Source organism: Haloactinomyces albus, from assembly GCF_031458135.1.
In the GTDB taxonomy this organism is placed as follows: Bacteria; Actinomycetota; Actinomycetes; order Mycobacteriales; family Pseudonocardiaceae; genus Haloactinomyces; species Haloactinomyces albus.
Map to the genome: position 1 here is coordinate 3,687,760 of NZ_JAVDXW010000001.1, position 18,225 is coordinate 3,705,984.

Annotated in this window: 19 protein-coding genes; 18 read left to right on the forward strand and 1 reads right to left on the reverse strand. The window is 67.5% G+C overall.

All coding sequences use genetic code 11. The features are described 5' to 3' along the window. Positions 1-104 precede the first annotated feature (104 nt). From uvrC to hypB, 18 genes are all read left to right on the forward strand, one after another. Positions 105-2,282: an excinuclease ABC subunit UvrC gene (uvrC, locus tag JOF55_RS17610; RefSeq protein WP_310275616.1), complete on the forward strand. Its 2,178-nt coding sequence runs from the start codon at positions 105-107 to the stop codon at positions 2,280-2,282. After that, a complete protein-coding gene (gene rapZ, locus JOF55_RS17615) occupies positions 2,282-3,160 on the forward strand; it encodes an RNase adapter RapZ (protein WP_310275618.1) in 879 nt (292 codons plus the stop codon). Before uvrC ends, rapZ begins: the two co-directional genes overlap by 1 nt. A gap of 50 nt (positions 3,161-3,210) precedes the next feature. Continuing rightward, complete coding sequence (locus tag JOF55_RS17620) at positions 3,211-4,173, forward strand: gluconeogenesis factor YvcK family protein (protein ID WP_374727540.1); 963 nt, start codon at positions 3,211-3,213, stop codon at positions 4,171-4,173. Beyond that, entirely contained in the window at positions 4,164-5,168 is a 1,005-nt protein-coding gene (whiA, locus tag JOF55_RS17625) for a DNA-binding protein WhiA (RefSeq protein WP_374727304.1), read from the forward strand. The genes JOF55_RS17620 and whiA overlap by 10 nt, the downstream gene beginning before the upstream one ends. Positions 5,169-5,291: 123 nt before the next feature. Then, positions 5,292-6,302, forward strand: a complete 1,011-nt coding sequence (gene gap / locus JOF55_RS17630; RefSeq protein WP_310275621.1) for a type I glyceraldehyde-3-phosphate dehydrogenase — start codon at positions 5,292-5,294, stop codon at positions 6,300-6,302. A gap of 161 nt (positions 6,303-6,463) precedes the next feature. Continuing rightward, positions 6,464-7,666: a phosphoglycerate kinase gene (locus JOF55_RS17635; RefSeq protein ID WP_310275623.1), complete on the forward strand. Its 1,203-nt coding sequence runs from the start codon at positions 6,464-6,466 to the stop codon at positions 7,664-7,666. Between the two features lie 2 nt (positions 7,667-7,668). Next, a complete protein-coding gene (gene tpiA / locus JOF55_RS17640; RefSeq protein WP_310275625.1) occupies positions 7,669-8,454 on the forward strand; it encodes a triose-phosphate isomerase in 786 nt (261 codons plus the stop codon). Positions 8,455-8,577: 123 nt separating this feature from the next. Beyond that, on the forward strand, positions 8,578-8,814 hold the full coding sequence (gene secG / locus JOF55_RS17645) for a preprotein translocase subunit SecG (protein WP_310275628.1): 237 nt from the start codon (positions 8,578-8,580) through the stop codon (positions 8,812-8,814). 115 nt (positions 8,815-8,929) lie between these two features. Continuing rightward, entirely contained in the window at positions 8,930-9,271 is a 342-nt protein-coding gene (locus JOF55_RS17650; protein ID WP_310275631.1) for an RNA polymerase-binding protein RbpA, read from the forward strand. Between the two features lie 238 nt (positions 9,272-9,509). Further along, on the forward strand, positions 9,510-10,133 hold the full coding sequence (locus JOF55_RS17660) for a D-sedoheptulose-7-phosphate isomerase (RefSeq protein ID WP_374727305.1): 624 nt from the start codon (positions 9,510-9,512) through the stop codon (positions 10,131-10,133). Continuing rightward, a complete protein-coding gene (locus JOF55_RS17665) occupies positions 10,130-10,369 on the forward strand; it encodes a HypC/HybG/HupF family hydrogenase formation chaperone (RefSeq protein WP_310275633.1) in 240 nt (79 codons plus the stop codon). The genes JOF55_RS17660 and JOF55_RS17665 overlap by 4 nt, the downstream gene beginning before the upstream one ends. A gap of 3 nt (positions 10,370-10,372) precedes the next feature. Beyond that, complete coding sequence (locus JOF55_RS17670) at positions 10,373-11,107, forward strand: D-sedoheptulose-7-phosphate isomerase (RefSeq protein WP_310275635.1); 735 nt, start codon at positions 10,373-10,375, stop codon at positions 11,105-11,107. Positions 11,108-11,141: 34 nt separating this feature from the next. Then, the gene (locus JOF55_RS17675) at positions 11,142-11,891 is read left to right on the forward strand and encodes a NifU family protein (protein ID WP_310275637.1); all 750 of its coding nucleotides are present in this window, start codon (positions 11,142-11,144) and stop codon (positions 11,889-11,891) included. Positions 11,892-12,033: 142 nt separating this feature from the next. Next, positions 12,034-12,306, forward strand: coding sequence for a HypC/HybG/HupF family hydrogenase formation chaperone (locus tag JOF55_RS17680; RefSeq protein ID WP_310275639.1), 273 nt, complete (start codon positions 12,034-12,036; stop codon positions 12,304-12,306). A gap of 36 nt (positions 12,307-12,342) precedes the next feature. Further along, on the forward strand, positions 12,343-13,470 hold the full coding sequence (gene hypD, locus JOF55_RS17685) for a hydrogenase formation protein HypD (protein WP_310275641.1): 1,128 nt from the start codon (positions 12,343-12,345) through the stop codon (positions 13,468-13,470). After that, on the forward strand, positions 13,467-14,690 hold the full coding sequence (hypE, locus tag JOF55_RS17690) for a hydrogenase expression/formation protein HypE (RefSeq protein WP_310275643.1): 1,224 nt from the start codon (positions 13,467-13,469) through the stop codon (positions 14,688-14,690). Before hypD ends, hypE begins: the two co-directional genes overlap by 4 nt. Positions 14,691-14,704: 14 nt before the next feature. After that, positions 14,705-15,034, forward strand: a complete 330-nt coding sequence (locus tag JOF55_RS17695; protein WP_310275644.1) for a hydrogenase maturation nickel metallochaperone HypA/HybF — start codon at positions 14,705-14,707, stop codon at positions 15,032-15,034. Positions 15,035-15,036: 2 nt separating this feature from the next. Next, a complete protein-coding gene (hypB, locus tag JOF55_RS17700) occupies positions 15,037-15,888 on the forward strand; it encodes a hydrogenase nickel incorporation protein HypB (protein ID WP_374727306.1) in 852 nt (283 codons plus the stop codon). Here the strand turns inward: hypB and hypF are convergent. Then, positions 15,885-18,164: a carbamoyltransferase HypF gene (hypF, locus tag JOF55_RS17705; protein ID WP_310275647.1), complete on the reverse strand. Its 2,280-nt coding sequence runs from the start codon at positions 18,162-18,164 to the stop codon at positions 15,885-15,887. The two genes, hypB and hypF, sit on opposite strands and share 4 nt — an antisense overlap. Positions 18,165-18,225: the final 61 nt, after the last annotated feature.

Here is an 18,225-nt window from a genome sequence, read left to right on the forward strand (position 1 = left end):
CGAAACAGTCACCGGCCGAGTGCCTGACACGCGGCATATCCGGAGCCGGACTCGTGCCGAGCACCCATGACCGGGCATGTCGCATGCGTACGTAGGGTGGGACCGTGGCCGATCCGTCCACTTACCGACCAGCTCCCGGGACGATCCCGGACGCCCCCGGCGTCTACCGCTTCCACGACGCCGGGGGGCGAGTGATCTACGTCGGCAAGGCGAAAAGCCTGCGCAGCAGGCTGGCCTCCTACTTCGCCGACCTTGCCGGCCTGCACCCGCGCACCCGGCAGATGGTGACCACGGCGACCGGCGTGCAGTGGACCGTGGTCAACACCGAGGTCGAGGCGCTGCAGCTCGAGTACTCCTGGATCAAGGAGTTCGACCCGCGGTTCAACGTCCGCTACCGCGACGACAAGTCGTACCCGGTGCTGGCCGTGACGCTGCACGAGCAGTATCCGCGCCTGCACGTCTACCGCGGCCCCCGCAAGAAGGGCGTGCGCTACTTCGGCCCGTACGCCCACGCCTGGGCCATCCGCGAGACGCTGGACATGCTGCTGCGGGTCTTCCCCGCCCGGACGTGCTCCGACGGGGTGTTCAAGCGCCACGCGCAGATCGGGCGGCCGTGCCTGCTCGGCTACATCGACAAGTGCTCGGCGCCCTGCGTCGGGCGCGTCGACGCCGACCAGCACCGCGCCATCGTCGACGACTTCTGCGACTTCCTGGCCGGGCGCACGGACACGATGATGCGCAGGCTCGACAAGGAGATGCAGCAGGCCTCCGAGGAGCTGCAGTTCGAGCGGGCCGCGCGGCTGCGCGACGACCTGGAGGCACTGCGCCGGGCGATGGAGAAACAGGCCGTCGTCCTCGGCGACGGCACCGACGCCGACGTGGCCGCCTTCGCCGAGGACGAACTGGCTGCCGCCGTGCAGGTGTTCCACGTCCGGGGCGGGCGCGTGCGCGGGCAGCGCGGCTGGGTCATCGACAAGGTCGAGGAGACCTCGACCGCGGAGCTGACCGAGCAGTTCCTCACCCAGTTCTACGGTGAGCAGGCCTCGCTGGCCGAGCAGGCCGATGCCGGAGGGGGCAGCCCCGTACCGCGTGAAGTGCTGGTGCCCCAGTTGCCCGAGGACCCGGAGGCGGTCGGGCATTGGCTGAGCGGCCTGCGGGGCAGCCGGGTCTCCCTGCGGGTCCCGCAGCGCGGCGACAAGCGAACCCTGCTGGAGACCGTCGAGCGCAACGCGAAGGAAGCCTTCTCCCAGTACAAGCTTCGCCGTGCCGGGGACATCACGGCCCGGTCGGCCGCCTTGCAGGAACTGCAGGAGTCCCTGGCTCTCGACAGCGCGCCGCTGCGGATCGAATGCGTCGATGTCAGCCACGTGCAGGGCAGTGACGTCGTGGCCTCGCTGGTGGTCTTCGAGGACGGCGTCCCGCGCAAGTCCGAGTACCGCCGTTTCTCGATTCGCCAGGGTGCCGAGGGCGGCGATGTCGGGTCGATCGCCGAGGTCGTCCGGCGCCGCTTCGCCCGCTACCTCAAGGAAGTCGAGGCCGAGGCGGAAAGCTCCGAAACGGGACCCTCCGAGGCCGGTGCTTCCGCACCCGGGGCCACCCCACCGGGCGTGCAACCCGATGCCACCGTCGCCCTGGCGACCGAGGACGCTGCCGTGCCCGAGGGCGCTGCCGCGGCCGGAGCGGAGCAGACCGACGAGGAACCGGCGGCCGAGGAACCGGCGGCCGACAACGCGGAGCCGACTCCCGGCATCGATCCCGAGACGGGACGCCCGCGCAAGTTCGCCTACCCGCCGAACCTGCTGGTCGTCGATGGCGGTGCGCCACAGGCCAATGCCGCCGCCGATGCCCTGGCGGAGCTGGGAATCACCGACGTGGCGGTGATCGGCCTGGCCAAACGGCTGGAGGAGGTGTGGTTGCCCGCCGAATCCGAGCCATTGATCCTCGCTCGCACCAGTGAGGCGCTCTACCTGCTACAACGGGTCCGTGACGAGGCGCACCGCTTCGCGATCAGCTATCACAGGCAGAAACGCTCCAAGCGGATGACAAGCTCCGAACTGGACGCGATACCGGGCTTGGGACAGGTCCGCAAGGCGGCGTTGTTGAAGCATTTCGGCTCGGTACGCAAGATTCGCCAGGCCAGTGCCGAGGAGATCGGTGCGGTTCCCGGGTTCGGGGAGCGCACCGCCGAGGCGGTTCGCGCGGCCCTGTCGTCGGGTCCGTCGAACGAGGCGGGCTCGTCGAACGAGGACGAGGTGGCGAACAAGACCGAAGGGGAGGGGTAGTGAACGAGGAACGGTCGGGCATCGAGGTGGCGGTGGTCAGCGGCCTGTCGGGGGCGGGCCGGAGTACCGCGGCGAAGTGTCTGGAGGATCTCGGCTGGTTCGTCGTGGACAACCTGCCACCGGAACTGATCTCGACGATGGTGGAACTCGGTGCCCGTTCCAGCGGGGCGATCACCCGGGTCGCCGTGGTGATGGACGTGCGCAGCAGGGCGTTCACCGAGGACCTCGGATCGGTCATCAAGGACCTGGACGCGCGGGGTTACAAGCCCCGGGTGCTGTTCCTGGAGGCCACCGACGAGGTCCTGGTCCGGCGCTTCGAACAGGTCCGCCGGGGACATCCGTTGCAGGGAGAGGGGCGGCTGGCCGACGGGATCGCCACCGAGCGATCGCTGCTGTCGAAGCTGCGTGCCGAGGCGGACCTGGTTCTGGACACGACGGGGTTGTCGGTGCACCAGCTCCGCGCCAAGATCGAGGACGCCTTCGGCACGGAGTCGGGGACCAGCACGCGCGTGACCGTGCTGTCCTTCGGATACAAGTACGGTCTTCCGATGGATGCCGACCTGGTGATGGACTGCCGGTTTTTGCCCAACCCGTTCTGGATTCCGGAATTGCGCGATTTCAACGGTCTCGACGACGAGGTCCGCAACTACGTGCTCGGCCAGGAAGGCGCCGAGGAGTTCCTGAGTGGCTATCAGCAGTTGCTGCGGCTGGTCGGTGCCGGCTATCACCGGGAGGGCAAGCGGTATCTGACCCTGGCACTGGGATGCACGGGCGGCAAGCACCGCAGCGTGACGCTGACCGAGGAGCTGGCCAGACGCCTGGCCGACGACGATGGGGTGATGGTCAAGACGGTGCACCGTGACCTGGGGCGCGAGTGAGTGCCGCGCAGAACGGCCACGCTGCGGAACCGGCGTCGGCCGAGCGCCCGTTGCGGGCCGTGGCGCTCGGGGGCGGTCACGGGTTGCAGGCGAGCTTGGCCGCCCTGCGGCAGGTGACCTCCGATATCACCGCCGTGGTCACGGTCGCCGATGACGGGGGTTCCTCGGGCCGGTTGCGCCGTGAGCTGGGCATGCTTCCGCCGGGTGATCTGCGTAAGGCACTGGCTGTCCTGTCGACGGCCGACGACTCCGGCCGGTTGTGGTCGCAGGTTTTCGAGCACCGTTTCGGCGGTAACGGCGCGCTGGCCGGGCATGCGGTGGGCAACCTCCTGCTCGCGGGGCTGCTCGACGTGCTGGGGGATCCGGTGGCAGTGCTCGACGAGACGTGCAGGCTGCTCGGCGTGCAGGGCCGGGTGCTGCCGATGTCGGCAGCACCCGTGGACATGGAAGCCGACGTCGTCGGATTGGAAGAGGACCGTCGGGCGATTCGCACGATCCGGGGGCAAGTCGCCATCGCGAGTACACCCGGTCGTGTGAAAGAAATCCGCCTTTTCGCGACCAACGGGCAGCGCGAGAAGCCCATTGCCACCCCGGAAGCGGTCCGAGCGGTCTTCGACGCCGACGTGGTGCTGCTCGGCCCCGGATCCTGGTTCACCAGCGTTCTTCCGCATCTGATGGTGCCCGAGCTGCGAGAAGCGCTGGTGGCCACGCAGGCGCACCGGATCGTCGTGCTCAATCTCGTGCCGCAACCGGGAGAGACCGCAGGGTTCTCACCCGAGCAACACCTCGACGTACTCTCACAGCACGCACCGCAGCTGCGGGTGGATGCGGTCCTGGCCGATGCGGATTCCGTGCCCACCCCTGATCGTCTTCGCGCTGCGGCGGCGGAGTTGGGTGCGCAGACTTTACTTGATCAGGTCGCCACACCGACGGAGCCGGGCAGGCATGAGCCCGGTGCGTTGGCGGCGTGCCTGGCGGCCGCACTGGAGAGGAGGATGGACTGGTGGCGATGACCTCGACGGTCAAGGACGAGCTGAGCCGGTTGCCGGTGACCAAGATCTGCTGCCGGAGATCCGAGGTGTCCTCACTGCTGCGTTTCGCCGGTGGCTTGCACATCGTGGCGGGACGCGTGGTGGTGGAGGCCGAACTGGACACCGGTTCCGCCGCGCGGCGTCTGCGCGGGGAAATTCACGAGCTGTTCGGACATCATTCCGACGTGCACATGATCACCTCGGGAGGTCTGCGCAAGGGCACGCGTTACGTGGTGCGGGTGGTTCGCGACGGCGAGAGCCTGGCCCGGCAGACCGGCCTGTTGGATCCGCGGGGGCGTCCGGTGCGCGGGCTCCCGGCGCACGTCGTGTCCGGTGGTGCCTGTGATGCGGAGGCGGCGTGGCGCGGTGCGTTCCTCGCGCACGGCTCGTTGACCGAGCCAGGCCGCTCGTCGTCCCTGGAAGTGACCTGTCCGGGGCCGGAGTCGGCGCTGGCGCTGGTCGGCGCCGCCCGCAGGCTGGAGGTGCAGGCGAAATCGCGGGAGGTCCGGGGTGCCGACCGGGTCGTCGTGCGCGACGGGGACGCCATCGGGGCGCTGCTGACTCGCCTGGGGGCGCACACGAGTGTGCTGTCCTGGGAGGAGCGCCGCATGCGGCGTGAGGTCCGCGCCACCGCGAACCGCCTGGCCAACTTCGACGATGCGAACCTGCGCCGTTCGGCGCGGGCCGCCGTGGCTTCCGCGGCGCGAGTGGAGCGCGGCCTGGAACTGCTGGGCTCCTCGGTGCCGGAGCACCTGCTCGTGGCGGGCAGGCTACGTCTGTCACACCGGCAGGCGTCCCTGGAGGAACTCGGGCAGCTCGCCGATCCGCCGATGACGAAGGACGCCGTCGCCGGACGGATCCGCCGGTTGCTGGCGATGGCCGACAAGCGTGCCAGGGAGCTCGATCTGCCGGATACCGAGTCCGCGGTGACGGCGGAGATGCTGGAGGCCAATGTCCATGCCGATGCCGAGGCATAGGGTGCGAGCCGGTGTAGCTCCCGCCCGCGCGGGCCTGCCCGACCGGGGGATAGGGTTGTGGCGAGTCCATCAACCGCTCACCCGCCGCGCCGGCGGCCGGGTCAGTCACGAGGAGAGATCGGCGTGACCGTTCGCGTAGGGATCAACGGCTTCGGTCGGATCGGACGGAACTTCTGGCGTGCGGCGGCCGCCAGCGATCACGACATCGAGGTCGTCGCCGCGAACGACCTGGGCGATGTCGCGACCATGGCGCACCTGCTGAAGAACGACAGTGTGCTGGGCCGGCTCGCCGAAGAGGTCAAGGTGACCGACGAGGGCATCCAGGTGGGCAAGCAGACCATCAAGATCCTCGCCGAGAAGGATCCCGGCAAACTGCCCTGGTCGGACCTCGGTGTGGATGTCGTCGTCGAATCCACCGGCTTTTTCACCCAGGCTTCCGATGCCCGCAAGCATGTTGACGAGGGCGGCGCCAAGAAGGTCATCATCTCCGCTCCGGCCAAGGGCGAGGACATGACCGTGGTGCTCGGCGTCAACGACGACCAGTACGACGGTTCGCAGACCATCATCTCCAACGCGTCCTGCACCACGAACTGCCTGGCTCCGATGGCCAAGGTGCTCAACGACTCCTTCGGCATCGACAACGGCCTCATGACCACGGTGCACGCCTATACCGCGGATCAGAACCTGCAGGACGGCCCGCACAAGGATCTGCGGCGTGCGCGTGCCGCGGCGGTCAACGTCGTGCCCACCAGCACCGGCGCGGCCAAGGCCATCGGCCTCGTGCTGCCGGAGCTCAACGGCAAGCTCGACGGCTACGCGATGCGCGTGCCGGTCCCGACCGGCTCGGTCACCGACCTGACCGCGACGCTGAACACCGAGGCCACGGCCGAGGAGGTCAACGCCGCGTTCCAGGCCGCCGCGAGCGAGGGCACGCTCAAGGGCGTGCTGCGCTACAGCGACGAGCCGATCGTGTCCAGCGACATCGTCACCGATCCGGCCTCGACGATCTTCGACGCTCCGCTGACCAAGGTGATCGGCAACCAGGTCAAGATCGTCGGCTGGTACGACAACGAGTGGGGCTACTCCAACCGGTTGGCCGATCTGGCAAACCTGGTCGGATCGAAGCTCTCCTGAGGGATCGTTGTTTTCCGGCGTGGGGCCGGTGGTCCTCGGACCGCCGGCCCCACGCCGGAAGCGATCACCGTGCTCGGGCCGATCACTCGTGCGAGCAGGGCAACTGCCATCAGCACGGGTGAGACCGACTTTTCCTTGAATCCTGGCGAGGAGCGACAGGCGTGAAAAACCTCGACGATCTGCTGTCCGAAGGGGTTCGCGGCCGGTACGTGCTCGTGCGTGCCGACCTCAATGTCCCGCTGGACGGCGAGACCATCACCGACGACGGCCGGGTCCGTGCCTCCCTGCCGACCATCGAGAAACTCACCGCCGCAGGCGCGCGGGTCGTGGTCACCGCCCATCTGGGCCGTCCGAAGGGCGCACCGGACCCGCAGTTCTCGCTGGCTCCGGTTGCTCGCCGACTCGGTGAGCTGCTCGGTGCCGAGGTGGCCCTGGCCGAAGACGTGGTGGCCTCCTCGGCCCACTCCGTCGTGGGCGGGTTGACCGACGGTTCGGTCGCGCTGCTGGAGAACGTGCGTTTCGACGCGCGGGAAACCAGCAAGGACGATGTCGAACGAGCAGGACTCGCCGAGGACCTGGTGGGTCTCGTCGGCGGTGACGCCGCCTTCGTCTCCGACGGTTTCGGCGTCGTGCACCGTAAGCAGGCCTCGGTCTACGACGTGGCCAGGAAGCTGCCCGGCTTTGCGGGCGGTCTCGTCCTCGACGAGGTTCGGGTCCTGCGGACGCTGACCGGAGACCCCGAACGCCCCTACGCCGTCGTGCTGGGCGGGTCGAAGGTCTCGGACAAGCTCGGCGTGATCAAGGCGCTGCTGCCGAAGGTCGACAAGCTCATCATCGGTGGCGGCATGGTCTACACGTTCCTGGCGGCACAGGGCCACGACGTCGGCAGTTCACTGCTGCAGGAAGACCAGATCGACTCCACGCGACAGTTGCTCGACGAGCACGGTGACAAGCTCGTCCTGCCGGTGGATGTCGTTGTCGCCGACCGGTTCGCCGCCGATGCCGACACCCGCGTGGTTCCGGTGGAGGACATGCCCGCGGGCTGGCAGGGCCTGGATATCGGACCGCGCAGTGCGGAGCGGTTCGCCGAGCTGCTCGCCACGGCACGGACGGTGTTCTGGAACGGCCCGGCAGGCGTCTTCGAGTTCCCGGCCTTCGCCGAGGGAACCCGGAGTGTGGCCGGGGCGATCGTGGACTCCGACGCGTTCAGCGTGGTCGGCGGCGGCGACTCGGCTGCGGCGGTGCGCGGTCTCGGCCTGCCCGAGGACGGTTTCTCGCACATCTCCACCGGTGGTGGTGCCTCCCTCGAATTCCTCGAAGGACAGGAGCTCCCCGGCGTCGCGGTCCTGGAAGGGAAGGAGTGAGCATGGCCAGGCAACCCCTGATCGCAGGCAACTGGAAGATGAACCTGAACCACCTCGAAGCCATCGCGCTGGTGCAGAAGGTGGCGTTCGCTCTTCCGGAGAAGTACTTCGACAAGGTGGAGGTGGCCGCACTGCCGCCGTTCACCGATCTGCGCAGCGTGCAGACCCTGGTCGAAGGCGACAAACTGCTGCTCCGGTACGGCGCGCAGGACGTCTCGGACCAGGAATCCGGCGCCTACACGGGAGATGTGTCCGCGCCGATGCTGGCCAAGCTCGGTTGCAGTTACGTGGTGGTCGGCCACTCGGAACGCCGTGATTACCACGCCGAGACCGACGAGCTGATCAACCGCAAGGTTCGTGCGACGCTCAAGAACGACATGTCGCCGATCCTGTGCGTCGGTGAACAACTGGAGGTCCGCGAGGCGGGCAATCAGGTCGAGCACTGCACCACCCAGCTCATCAACGGACTCAAGGGGCTCAAACCCGAACAGGTCCGCCGCAGTGTGGTGGCCTATGAGCCCGTGTGGGCGATCGGTACCGGCAAGGTCGCCACCGCCGAGGACGCACAAGAGGTGTGCGGGGCGCTGCGGATCGCGCTGGCCGACAAGTACGGCACGGAGGTCGCCGACGAGGTACGGGTGCTCTACGGGGGATCGGTGAAGTCGAGCAACATCGCCGAGTTGCTCGGCCAAACCGATGTCGATGGTGCTCTCGTGGGCGGTGCCAGTCTCAACGGTGACGAGTTCGCCAAGATGAGCGCGATGGCCGCGGGCGGCCCCCTGCCCTGATCGCGTGACCGACCGGGCCACCGATACCGGACCACTGACCGGGCCATTGCTACGGACGGCGGTCTTCCCGCTGCGTGCGACCCGGTACGCTGTGTTGCGAACCGCTGTGCGAACGAGGACGATATGACACTTTTCCTGCGGATCCTGTTGCTCGTGACGAGTGTGCTGCTGGTGCTGCTGGTGCTGCTGCACCGAGCCAAGGGCGGCGGGCTCTCCTCACTCTTCGGCGGCGGCATGCAGTCCAGCCTGGCGGGTTCCAGCGTGGCGGAGAAGAACCTCGACCGGATGACCCTGTTCGTCATCGCGTTGTGGGTCATCTCCATCGTCGGCACCGGCTTGCTGGTCAAGCTGGGCGGCTGAACGGCCCGTCCGGTCGTCGCCCTCGGAAAGGACCGAACTCTCCCGCCGCACTGCGGTCGAGGGTTCACGACAAGCCGGTATCGATACGCAAACCGGTGGCTTGGTGGGAGCAGGGATGACTGGTGGTAGCACGATTCGCGGCACGCGCATCGGTGGCGGTTCGATGGGCGAGATCGAGCGCGGGGAGTCCGCTCCGCGGCAGCAGGTGGACTACTGGTGTGACAACGGGCACCATGTGCGGCCGTCGTTCGCCCTGGACGCCCAGGTACCGGATGTGTGGGACTGCCCCCGTTGCGGGCTTCCGGCAGGCAGGGATGCGGACAATCCCCCGGAGCCTCGGCGCCACGAGCCCTACAAGAGCCACCTGGCGTATGTGCAGGAACGTCGCAGCGACTCCGACGGGATGGCCATCCTGGACGAGGCGCTGACCAAACTCAAGGAACGCAGGGGGCGCTAGGGTCCGCTGAGCACGGGCCACGGCCAACCGGGCGGGCGAGGAACTTCCTCGCCCGCCCGATTTCTTCCGTCGGCCCTGCCCGCGGGAACCTGTCGTGGTGCCATCGCGGTTCCATTTCCCTCGACCGGGCGGTTCATGCCGGTTCGAGTTGTGTGGTATAGGTCACCGGCTTAGCTTGAAAAGCGCTGCATTCTCCCACCGCAACGAGAATCCCCACCACACGAGAAAGTGACCGACGATGGCGTACTCGTCCGGGATCGGTGCGCTCGACGCTGTCGAGAACCTTTTCGAGCGCAGGGTCGAACCGATCAATCATGTGCTCGCGAACGCGGAAAGCGTCGCGCGAGCCTGTCATGCCATGGCACGGCGTTTCCATCATGGTGGAAAACTCGTCGTTTTCGGCAATGGCGGCCCGAGCACCGACGCACAGCACGTCGCGGTCGAGTTCGTCCACCCCGTGATCGTGGGCAAGCGCGCCCTGCCCGCCATTTCGCTCACCTCGGATGTCGCGACGGTGACCGGCGTCGCCACCGGTGAGGGACTGGACGAGGTGTTCGCCCACCAGGTGCGTCATCTGGGCGAGTCGTCCGACATCGCGCTCGGAATCTCCACCGACGGCAACTGCACCAACGTGCTGCGCGGGCTGCGGGAGAGCCAGGAGCGGGGATTGCTCACGATCGGTCTCGTCGGCGGCGATGGCGGCGCGATCGGCCGGGCCGACCTCGATCACGTGCTCACCGCCCGCGCCGACGATCCACGTGTGGTCAAGGAAGTTCACGTGACGATGTATCACATCCTGTGGGAGCTGGTGCACGTCTTCTTCGAGCAGCCGGGCGCACTCACACCGGAAGTGTCCGCATGAGTACCGAACCGCTTCCGGATCCCGTTCCCGCCGGGCATGCCTGCCACGGCGACACCTGCGTGACCTGCTCCGACGAAGCCGTTCCGGTCACGGTGGTGCGGTTGCTCGACGATGCGATCGCAGTCGTGGACACCGGCACGGGGCAGGAGGAAATCAGCGTCGCTCTCGTGGCGGCCGGAGTCGGTGACACCGTCCTCGTTCACGCGGGCGAGGCCATCGCGATCGTGGAGGAGTGACCTGTGCAGAGTTCGCCCGATGATTCGACAAGCGACGTCGCCATCGCTGAATCGCTGTATCCGTTCCTGAACAGCTCCGCAGGCGATGTCGACGCCGTACTCCGTGACGTGCAGCAGTCCACTCGGGACAAAGCACGCGAGATCATGGAGCTGCGCCGTCACGTGTGCCGCCACGAGGGTGAAAAGCTCGTCGCCTGCGCGAGTGCGATGGCCGAGGAGTTCCGTACCGGGGGCAGGCTGCTGGCGTTCGGAAACGGCGGAAGCTCGACCGATGCCCAGGACATGGCCAGCCTGTTCCTGCACCCCGGCGTCGGCCAACGGCCGCTGCCCGCCTTCGGATTGACCAGTGACATCGCCGTGGTGACGGCGCTGTGCAACGACGTCGGATTCGACGTGATCTTCGCCAGGCAGATCGGAGCCTTCGGCAGGCGCCACGACATCGCGGTGGGGATGTCGACCAGCGGCAACTCACCGAACCTGCTGCGTGGCTTCGACGAGGCGAGCCGACGTGGTCTGCTGACCGTCGGGATCGCGGGCTACGAGGGTGGCAGGATGGCCGAGTCGGACAGCATCGACTACCTGTTCGTGGTCCCGTCGCCGTCGGTGCACCGGATTCAGGAAGCGCAGACGACGCTGTATCACGCGCTGTGGGAACTCACGCTGTTCGCGCTGGCCGAGGAGCACATCCCCGAGTCCTCGGCGATGTCGCTGCACGCAGGTCAGGAGATCGAGCAGTGATCCGCCGCGGCCGGAATCCGGGGGGCGCGGATCCGTGGCCGGCGGGATGCGGGCCGGTGAGGCGATGATGGCGGAGGCGAACAACGCGAGCGTGCGGACCACGTGCCTCGAGGAGCGGATCGCCGGTGCTCTCGACAGTGTCCGGCCCTACCTGAGGTCGCACTCCGGGGATGTCGGTCTGCTGGGCCTCGACGAGACCGCGGTACGCCTGCGGTTGCTGGGCAACTGCCGGGGATGCCCGTCCTCGGCGGTGACCGTCACGTTGGCCATCGAGGACACGATCCGCCAGGTCGCCCCGGAGATCACCGACATCGCCGTGGAGGGACTCGTGGCGCCGTGGCCCTCGGCCGAGACCGGCCCCGGTGGACGCCCGCTCCTGCCGGTGGTTTCCGCGGGATCCGAACCCGCCGATACTTCCGATCCCGCCGCTTCCCCGTGGCAGGCCGTCGAGGAGGTGGCCGGCCTTGCCTCCGGTGAGCTGACGTCCGTGGTCGTCGGCGACAACCCCGTCCTCGTGTGCAATGTGGATGGTGTGCTCTACGCCTACCGGGATCGGTGTCCGTCCTGCACCGCAGGCTTGTCCCCGGGAAAGCTGGACGGGGGTGTGCTGGGCTGCCCCGCGTGCCCGGAACGGTACGAGGTCCTGCTTGCCGGTCGTGGCGAGCGGCGTCCCACGTTGCACCTGGCACCGCTGCCGCTGCTGTCGGACAACGGGTCCGTCCGTATCGCAGTGCCCGCGAAAGGTGCGTCGAAGCAGCGTCCGGCCGAGCAGGCCGGCGCGTGAACAACGATTCGAGGAGGTATGCGGTGTTTCGTCGATGGTTGCTCAGGTCCGCGGTGATCGGGCTGGCTGCCGTTCTCGGCCGGGCACTCCGGCCGAGCGTGAAGCATTACATCAAAACCAGCCGGATGTGAGGGGAGAACGAATGTGCCTGGGTATTCCCGGTGAGGTTCTCGAAATTCTTCCCGACCGTCCCGACCTGGCCAAGGTGGATGTCAGCGGTGTTCGCCGCAACATCAATGTCGGACTGCTCGGCGACGATTCTCCCGTACCGGGCGAGTGGGTCCTGATCCATGTCGGTTTCGCACTGTCCAAGATCGACGAGCAAGAGGCCCGGGCGGTACTGGAACTCCTGGAGGACATCGGAAAGGCCTACACCGATGAACTCGAAGCTCTGCAGGAATCCCGGATCGAATGAGGCCAGCCGAACGCACGCTCGAAGGAGCTGACACGTATGCGTTTCGTCGACGAATACCGTGACGCCGAAAAGGCGCGCGCGTTGTCCGCGAAGATCGCCGATCTGTGCGAGCCGGGAAGGCAGTACAAGTTCATGGAGGTGTGCGGCGGCCATACCCACACCATCTACAAGCACGGGTTGGAGGACTACCTTCCGGAGAACATCGAGCTCGTGCACGGCCCGGGATGTCCCGTCTGCGTCATTCCGATGGGGCGGATCGACGACTCGATTCACATCGCGCGTCAGCAGGGCGTGCTGATGACCTCGTTCGGCGACATGATGCGCGTGCCGGGGAGCAACGGCTCGTTTTTCGACTCGAATGCGGAAGGCACCAACATCCGCATGGTCTACTCGCCGCTGGACTCGTTGAAAATCGCCAGGCAGAACCCGGACCAGCAGGTCGTGTTCATGGCGATCGGGTTCGAGACGACGACTCCCTCCACCGCGATGACGCTGTTGCGCGCGGAGGCCGAAGGACTGACGAATTTCTCGGTGTTCTGCAACCACGTCACCATCATTCCGGCGATCAAGGCGATCCTGGATTCACCGGATCTGCGGCTGGATGGTTTCGTCGGGCCCGGCCACGTCTCGACGGTGATCGGGTGCCGCCCGTACGAATTCATCGCCCGGGATTACGGAAAGCCGCTCGTCGTGGCCGGGTTCGAGCCGCTCGACATCCTGCAGTCGATCTACATGCTGATGCTGCAACTCACCGAAGGCCGTTCCGAGGTCGAGAACCAGTACCGGCGGGTGGTGCCGTGGGACGGCAACAGCGTGGCGCTCAAGGCCATCAACGAGACGATGGAGCTGCGCCCGTACTTCGAATGGCGGGGACTCGGATTCATCTCGCACTCGGCCACCCGCCTGCGTGAGAAGTATGCCGCCTTCGACGCGGAACGCCGGTTCGACCTGCCGGGCATCCGGGTGGCGGACCCGAAGGCGTGCCAGTGCGGGGAGGTCCTCAAGGGCGTGCTCAAACCGTGGGAGTGCAAGGTGTTCGGTACCGCCTGCACGCCGGAGACGCCGATCGGCACGTGCATGGTCTCGCCCGAGGGCGCGTGCGCGGCCTACTACAACTTCGGTCGCTTCAGCCGGGAACGTGTGAAGGAGGCGAGCAGGGCGTGACCACCGACCACGATCACCTGGGACGGGAGCAGACGGTTTCCGGCGTCGGCGCGCAGGAACCTCCGGCCAACTGGGTCGAGGAGGCGATGGCCGAGCATCACGCGCACGCCGAGCCCGAGCACGCCGCCCGGAAGCCGGGTAGTGAGTACCAGGACCGTGAGCAGCAGGTTCTCGATCGCATCGAGAAAGCCCGTAAACGCAAGGCGAAGATCAAGGAAGAACGGATCACGCTGGCGCACGGTGCGGGTGGCAAGGCGACCCAGACGCTGATCGAGGCGATCTTTCTGGAGCGCTTCCGCAACCCGCTGCTGGAGCGGCTGGAAGACGGTGCCGAATTCGCGGTCGATCGATCGCGCCTGGCGTTGACCACCGACTCGTTCGTGGTGTCCCCGCTGTTCTTTCCCGGCGGCGACATCGGTGATCTCGCCGTCAACGGCACGGTCAACGATCTCGCGGTCTCGGGTGCGACGCCGTTGTATCTGTCCGCGGGATTCATCATCGAAGAAGGATTTCCGGTTGCCGACCTGAAACGCATCGTGGAATCCATGGCCGCCGCGGCCCGATCCGCGGGTGTTCAGGTCGTGACGGGTGACACCAAGGTGGTGCAGAAAGGCAAGGCCGACGGCTGCTACATCAACACCACCGGTGTCGGCGTTGTCGAGACCGAGCACCGGCTGGGGATCGACACGGCACGGCCCGGTGATTCCGTGCTGGTGTCCGGCCCCATCGGTGATCACGGTGTCACGGTGATGCTCGCTCGCGGCGAGCTCGACATCGACGCGGATCTCACCTCGGACACCGCCGCGGTGAGCGGTCTGACCGCCGAGCTGCTGCGCTCGGTTCCCGGTGTTCGGGCGATGCGGGATGCGACACGCGGAGGTGTGGCGACCATTCTCAACGAGGTCGCCACGGCTGCGGAGGCGGCCGTGGTGGTCGACGAGGACCGGTTGCCGGTCCGGACCGAGGTGCGCGGCGCTTCCGAGCTGCTCGGGATCGACCCGCTTTACGTGGCGTGCGAGGGCAGGATCGTCGTGATCGTCGACGGGGAGCAGACCGATGCGGCCCTGTCGGCCTTGCGTGCGCACCCGCTGGGAGCCGATGCGGACGTGATCGGCCGGGTCGGGGAGGACCCGCCGGGACTGGTGTTGTTGAACACCGCTTTCGGGGGAACGCGCATCGTGGACCTGCTCGTGGGAGACCCTCTGCCGAGGATCTGCTGAGGGAGGTGCCCGCGGTGCACGAGTTGGGTATCACCCAGAGCATCGTGGAGGCGGTGCTCGACGTGGTCGAGGAGCCGCGCATCACCCGGCTCCAACTGGAGATCGGCAGGCTCTCCGGCGTGGTCCCCGACTCGGTGCGGTTCTGCTTCGACCTCGTGGCCGAGGGAACGGCGTTGGACGGTGCGCAGCTGGACATCGTGGAACCGGAAGGGCGCGGTTCCTGCAGGCGGTGCGGAGCCGAGTTCGAGGTGCCGGATCTCATCGTGCTGTGTCCCTGCGGGAGTGCCGACGTGGCGGTACTCGAAGGTCGGGAACTACGGGTCAGATCGGTGGAGGTGCCATAGCCATGTGCAGCACGTGCGGATGTTCGGCCGGTGCCGGTGTCCGGGTGAGCGGCCCGGAGGTCGCGGAGCGCGGGCAGGGCCGTGATCACGGGCATGGCCACGCGCACGAGCAGGACCACGAGCAGGACCGTGCGCCTGCCCACGGGCACGGTCACTCGCACGGCCACACGCAGGAAGCGGCTCCCGCGGAGCCGGGCAGGACGCGAACGATCCTGCTGGAGCAGGAGGTGCTGGCCAAGAACGACCTCCTGGCACAGCGCAATCGCGCATGGCTGGCCGAGCGGGAGATCCTCGCCCTCAATCTGATGAGTTCACCGGGCTCGGGGAAGACGACCTTGCTCGAACGCACCCTCCGGGAGGCCGGAGCCCGGATTCCGGTGTCGGTGATCGAGGGGGATCAGGAAACACTGCTGGACGCCGGTCGGCTGCGGGCCACGGGGTGCACCGTGGTTCAGGTCAACACCGGCGCCGGTTGTCACCTCGATGCGGACATGATCGAGCAGGCACTGCGCTCGCTGGCTCCGCCCGAGCGGTCGGTGGTGTTCATCGAGAACGTCGGCAATCTCGTGTGCCCGGCGCTGTTCGACCTCGGAGAGCGCGGCAAGGTCGTGGTGGCCTCGGTGACCGAGGGCGAGGACAAACCACTGAAGTATCCGAACATGTTCGCCGCGACCGATCTCGTCCTGCTGAACAAGGTCGATCTGCTCCCGCATCTCGACTATGACGTGGAGCTGTTCACCAGCTATGCCAGGCGGATCAACCCCGATGTCCGGGTCCTGCCGGTCTCGGCGACGAAGGGGGACGGTCTCCGGGACTGGTACGCCTGGCTGCACCGGCACGTCGAAGAAGGTTAGCGGGCGATCCTGTCCCGCGCTCCGGCGATGACGGCCTGCCCGAGGCTGATGCCGCCGTCGTTGGCAGGCACCCGTGCATGCAACAGGACGCGGAACCCCCGTGCTTCCAGGCGTGCGGTGGCGCGCTCCAGCAGCAGCACGTTCTGGAAAACCCCACCGGACAGGGCCACTGTGGACACCCCGGTGGCCTCGCGCAGGCTCGTGCACACCTCGCTGATCATGTCCGCTACCCCGTTGTGGAACCGTGCCGAGATCACCGCCGGGGTCGCGCCTGCCCGCAGATCCTCGGTCACGGCCCGAATCAGATCGGCACCCTGCACCCGCAGCGGCTCGGCCCCGCCGGTGACCGCGACCGGGTAGCTCGCCGGTTCGTCGCGGTCGGCGGCCTGTTCGAGTTCGATCGCCGCCTGCCCCTCGAAGGTGACCGTGTTCCGCATGCCGAGAATGGCCGCGGCGGCGTCGAAGAGGCGACCTGCACTGGAGGTCAGCGGTGCGTTGATACCGCGTGTGGCCATCTCGGCCACGGTGGGCCACTGCTGCTCGTTGCGCCGAAGCAGGTCGAGGTCCTCCTGCGGGTGCTGCCCGTAGGCCGAGAGCAGATGTGCGACAGCCATCCGCCAGGGTTGCCTGATCGCCGTGCTCGCCCCGGGCATCGGAACGGGTTCGAGGTGGGCCAGGCGACGGAAGTCCACCAGATCGGCCAGGAGGAACTCGCCACCCCAGAGAGTTCCGTCCGTTCCGTAGCCGAGGCCGTCGAAGGCCACGCCGATCACCGGCCCGCTTTCGGCACTGTCGGCCAGACATGCGGCGATGTGCGCGTGATGGTGCTGCACCCCGACGAGTTCGACACCGTCGCGGTCCAGTGCGTACTTGGTGGACAGGTACTCCGGGTGGAGATCGTGCGCCACGATACGGGGGTCCACTTCGAACAGCCGCCGGAAGTGTTCGATCCCGTCGGTGAAGGCAGTCAGCGTCTCGTGGTTCTCGAGGTCACCGATGTGGTGCGAGACGACGGCGTGGTGCTGCTTGGTCACGCAGAAGGTGTTTTTCAGTTCCGCGCCACAGGCGAGCACCTGCCGTGGGAAGTCCCAGGCCAGCGTCACCGGCTGCGGGACGTAGCCGCGCGAGCGGCGCACGAGCCTCTCGCGGCCCCGGAACGCCCGGACCACGGAGTCATCGGTGCGCAGGTGAATCGCCCGGTCATGGGACAGGAACACATCCGCGATGCCCGACAGTCTCGCCAGCGCATCGTCATCGGAGTAGGCGATCGGTTCGTCCGAGACGTTGCCACTGGTCAGCACGATCGGCGCGCCGAACCGCCGGAGCAGCAGCTGGTGCAGCGGCGTGTAGGGCAACATCACGCCGAGCTCGTGATTGCCGGGTGCCACCGCCGCGGCCAGGGCCGTATCCGGCCGGGTCCGCAGCAGGACGATGGGTCGCCGTGGCGAGGTCAGCAGTGCCTGCTCGGTTTCGTCCACCACGCACAGGGATCTCGCCCGGTCCACATCGGCGACCATGATCGCGAACGGCTTGTCCTCGCGGTGCTTGCGCTTGCGCAGGGTCGCGGTGGCGTCCTGGTGGGTGGCATCCACGGCGAGGTGATATCCGCCGAGCCCCTTTATCGCGGCGACCTCTCCACGTCCCAGTGCGGCAACGACTCCGGTCAGCGGATCACCCGCCAGCGGCAGACCGTCGGCATCACGCAGCCGAAGTCGAGGTCCACAGTTCGGGCAGCACACCGGCTGCGCGTGGAATCGCCGGTCGGCCGGATCGTGATATTCGGACTCGCACCGAGCGCACATGGCAAACGCCGCCATGGTGGTCAGCGGCCGGTCGTACGGAATATCACGCACGATGGTGAACCGCGGACCGCAGTTCGTGCAGTTGATGAACGGGTATCCGAATCGCCGGTCGGCCGGATCGGACATCTCGTGGAGACAGTCCGCGCAGGTCGCGCTGTCGGCGGGAACCAGCGTTTCGCGCGTGCCCGCGGCGTCGCTGACCACGATCTCGAACGAGTCCCCGCCCTGTGCGGAGAGCTCCTCCACCGCCATGCTCTCGATCACGGCCAGGGGCGGCGACTTCTCGGTCAACGAGTCCAGGAAACACTCCACGGCCGCGGGTTCTCCCTCGACTTCCAGGAAAACCCCGTGCACGTCGTTGCCCACGTGCCCGGACAGGCCGAACCTGGTGGCCAGCGAGTGGACGAAGGGACGGAAACCGACGCCCTGCACGATCCCGTCCACGCGTGCTCGCCTGCGAACTCGTTCATCCATCCGGCCAGTGTCGCGCCGTGATCGCCCGGCAGCCATCCGAAAAGACATGGTGCTCGGTGCA

Bases quoted from the DNA above. Each gene is read 5' to 3' on its own strand.
- tpiA (WP_310275625.1), top strand. From the start codon at position 7,669: ATGGCCAGGCAACCCCTGATCGCAGGCAACTGGAAGATGAACCTGAAC.
- secG (WP_310275628.1), top strand. From the start codon at position 8,578: ATGACACTTTTCCTGCGGATCCTGTTGCTCGTGACGAGTGTGCTGCTG.
- JOF55_RS17650 (WP_310275631.1), top strand. From the start codon at position 8,930: ATGACTGGTGGTAGCACGATTCGCGGCACGCGCATCGGTGGCGGTTCG.
- JOF55_RS17660 (WP_374727305.1), top strand. From the start codon at position 9,510: ATGGCGTACTCGTCCGGGATCGGTGCGCTCGACGCTGTCGAGAACCTT.
- JOF55_RS17665 (WP_310275633.1), top strand. From the start codon at position 10,130: ATGAGTACCGAACCGCTTCCGGATCCCGTTCCCGCCGGGCATGCCTGC.
- JOF55_RS17680 (WP_310275639.1), top strand. From the start codon at position 12,034: ATGTGCCTGGGTATTCCCGGTGAGGTTCTCGAAATTCTTCCCGACCGT.
- hypD (WP_310275641.1), top strand. From the start codon at position 12,343: ATGCGTTTCGTCGACGAATACCGTGACGCCGAAAAGGCGCGCGCGTTG.
- hypB (WP_374727306.1), top strand. From the start codon at position 15,037: ATGTGCAGCACGTGCGGATGTTCGGCCGGTGCCGGTGTCCGGGTGAGC.
- hypF (WP_310275647.1), bottom strand. From the start codon at position 18,164: ATGGATGAACGAGTTCGCAGGCGAGCACGCGTGGACGGGATCGTGCAG.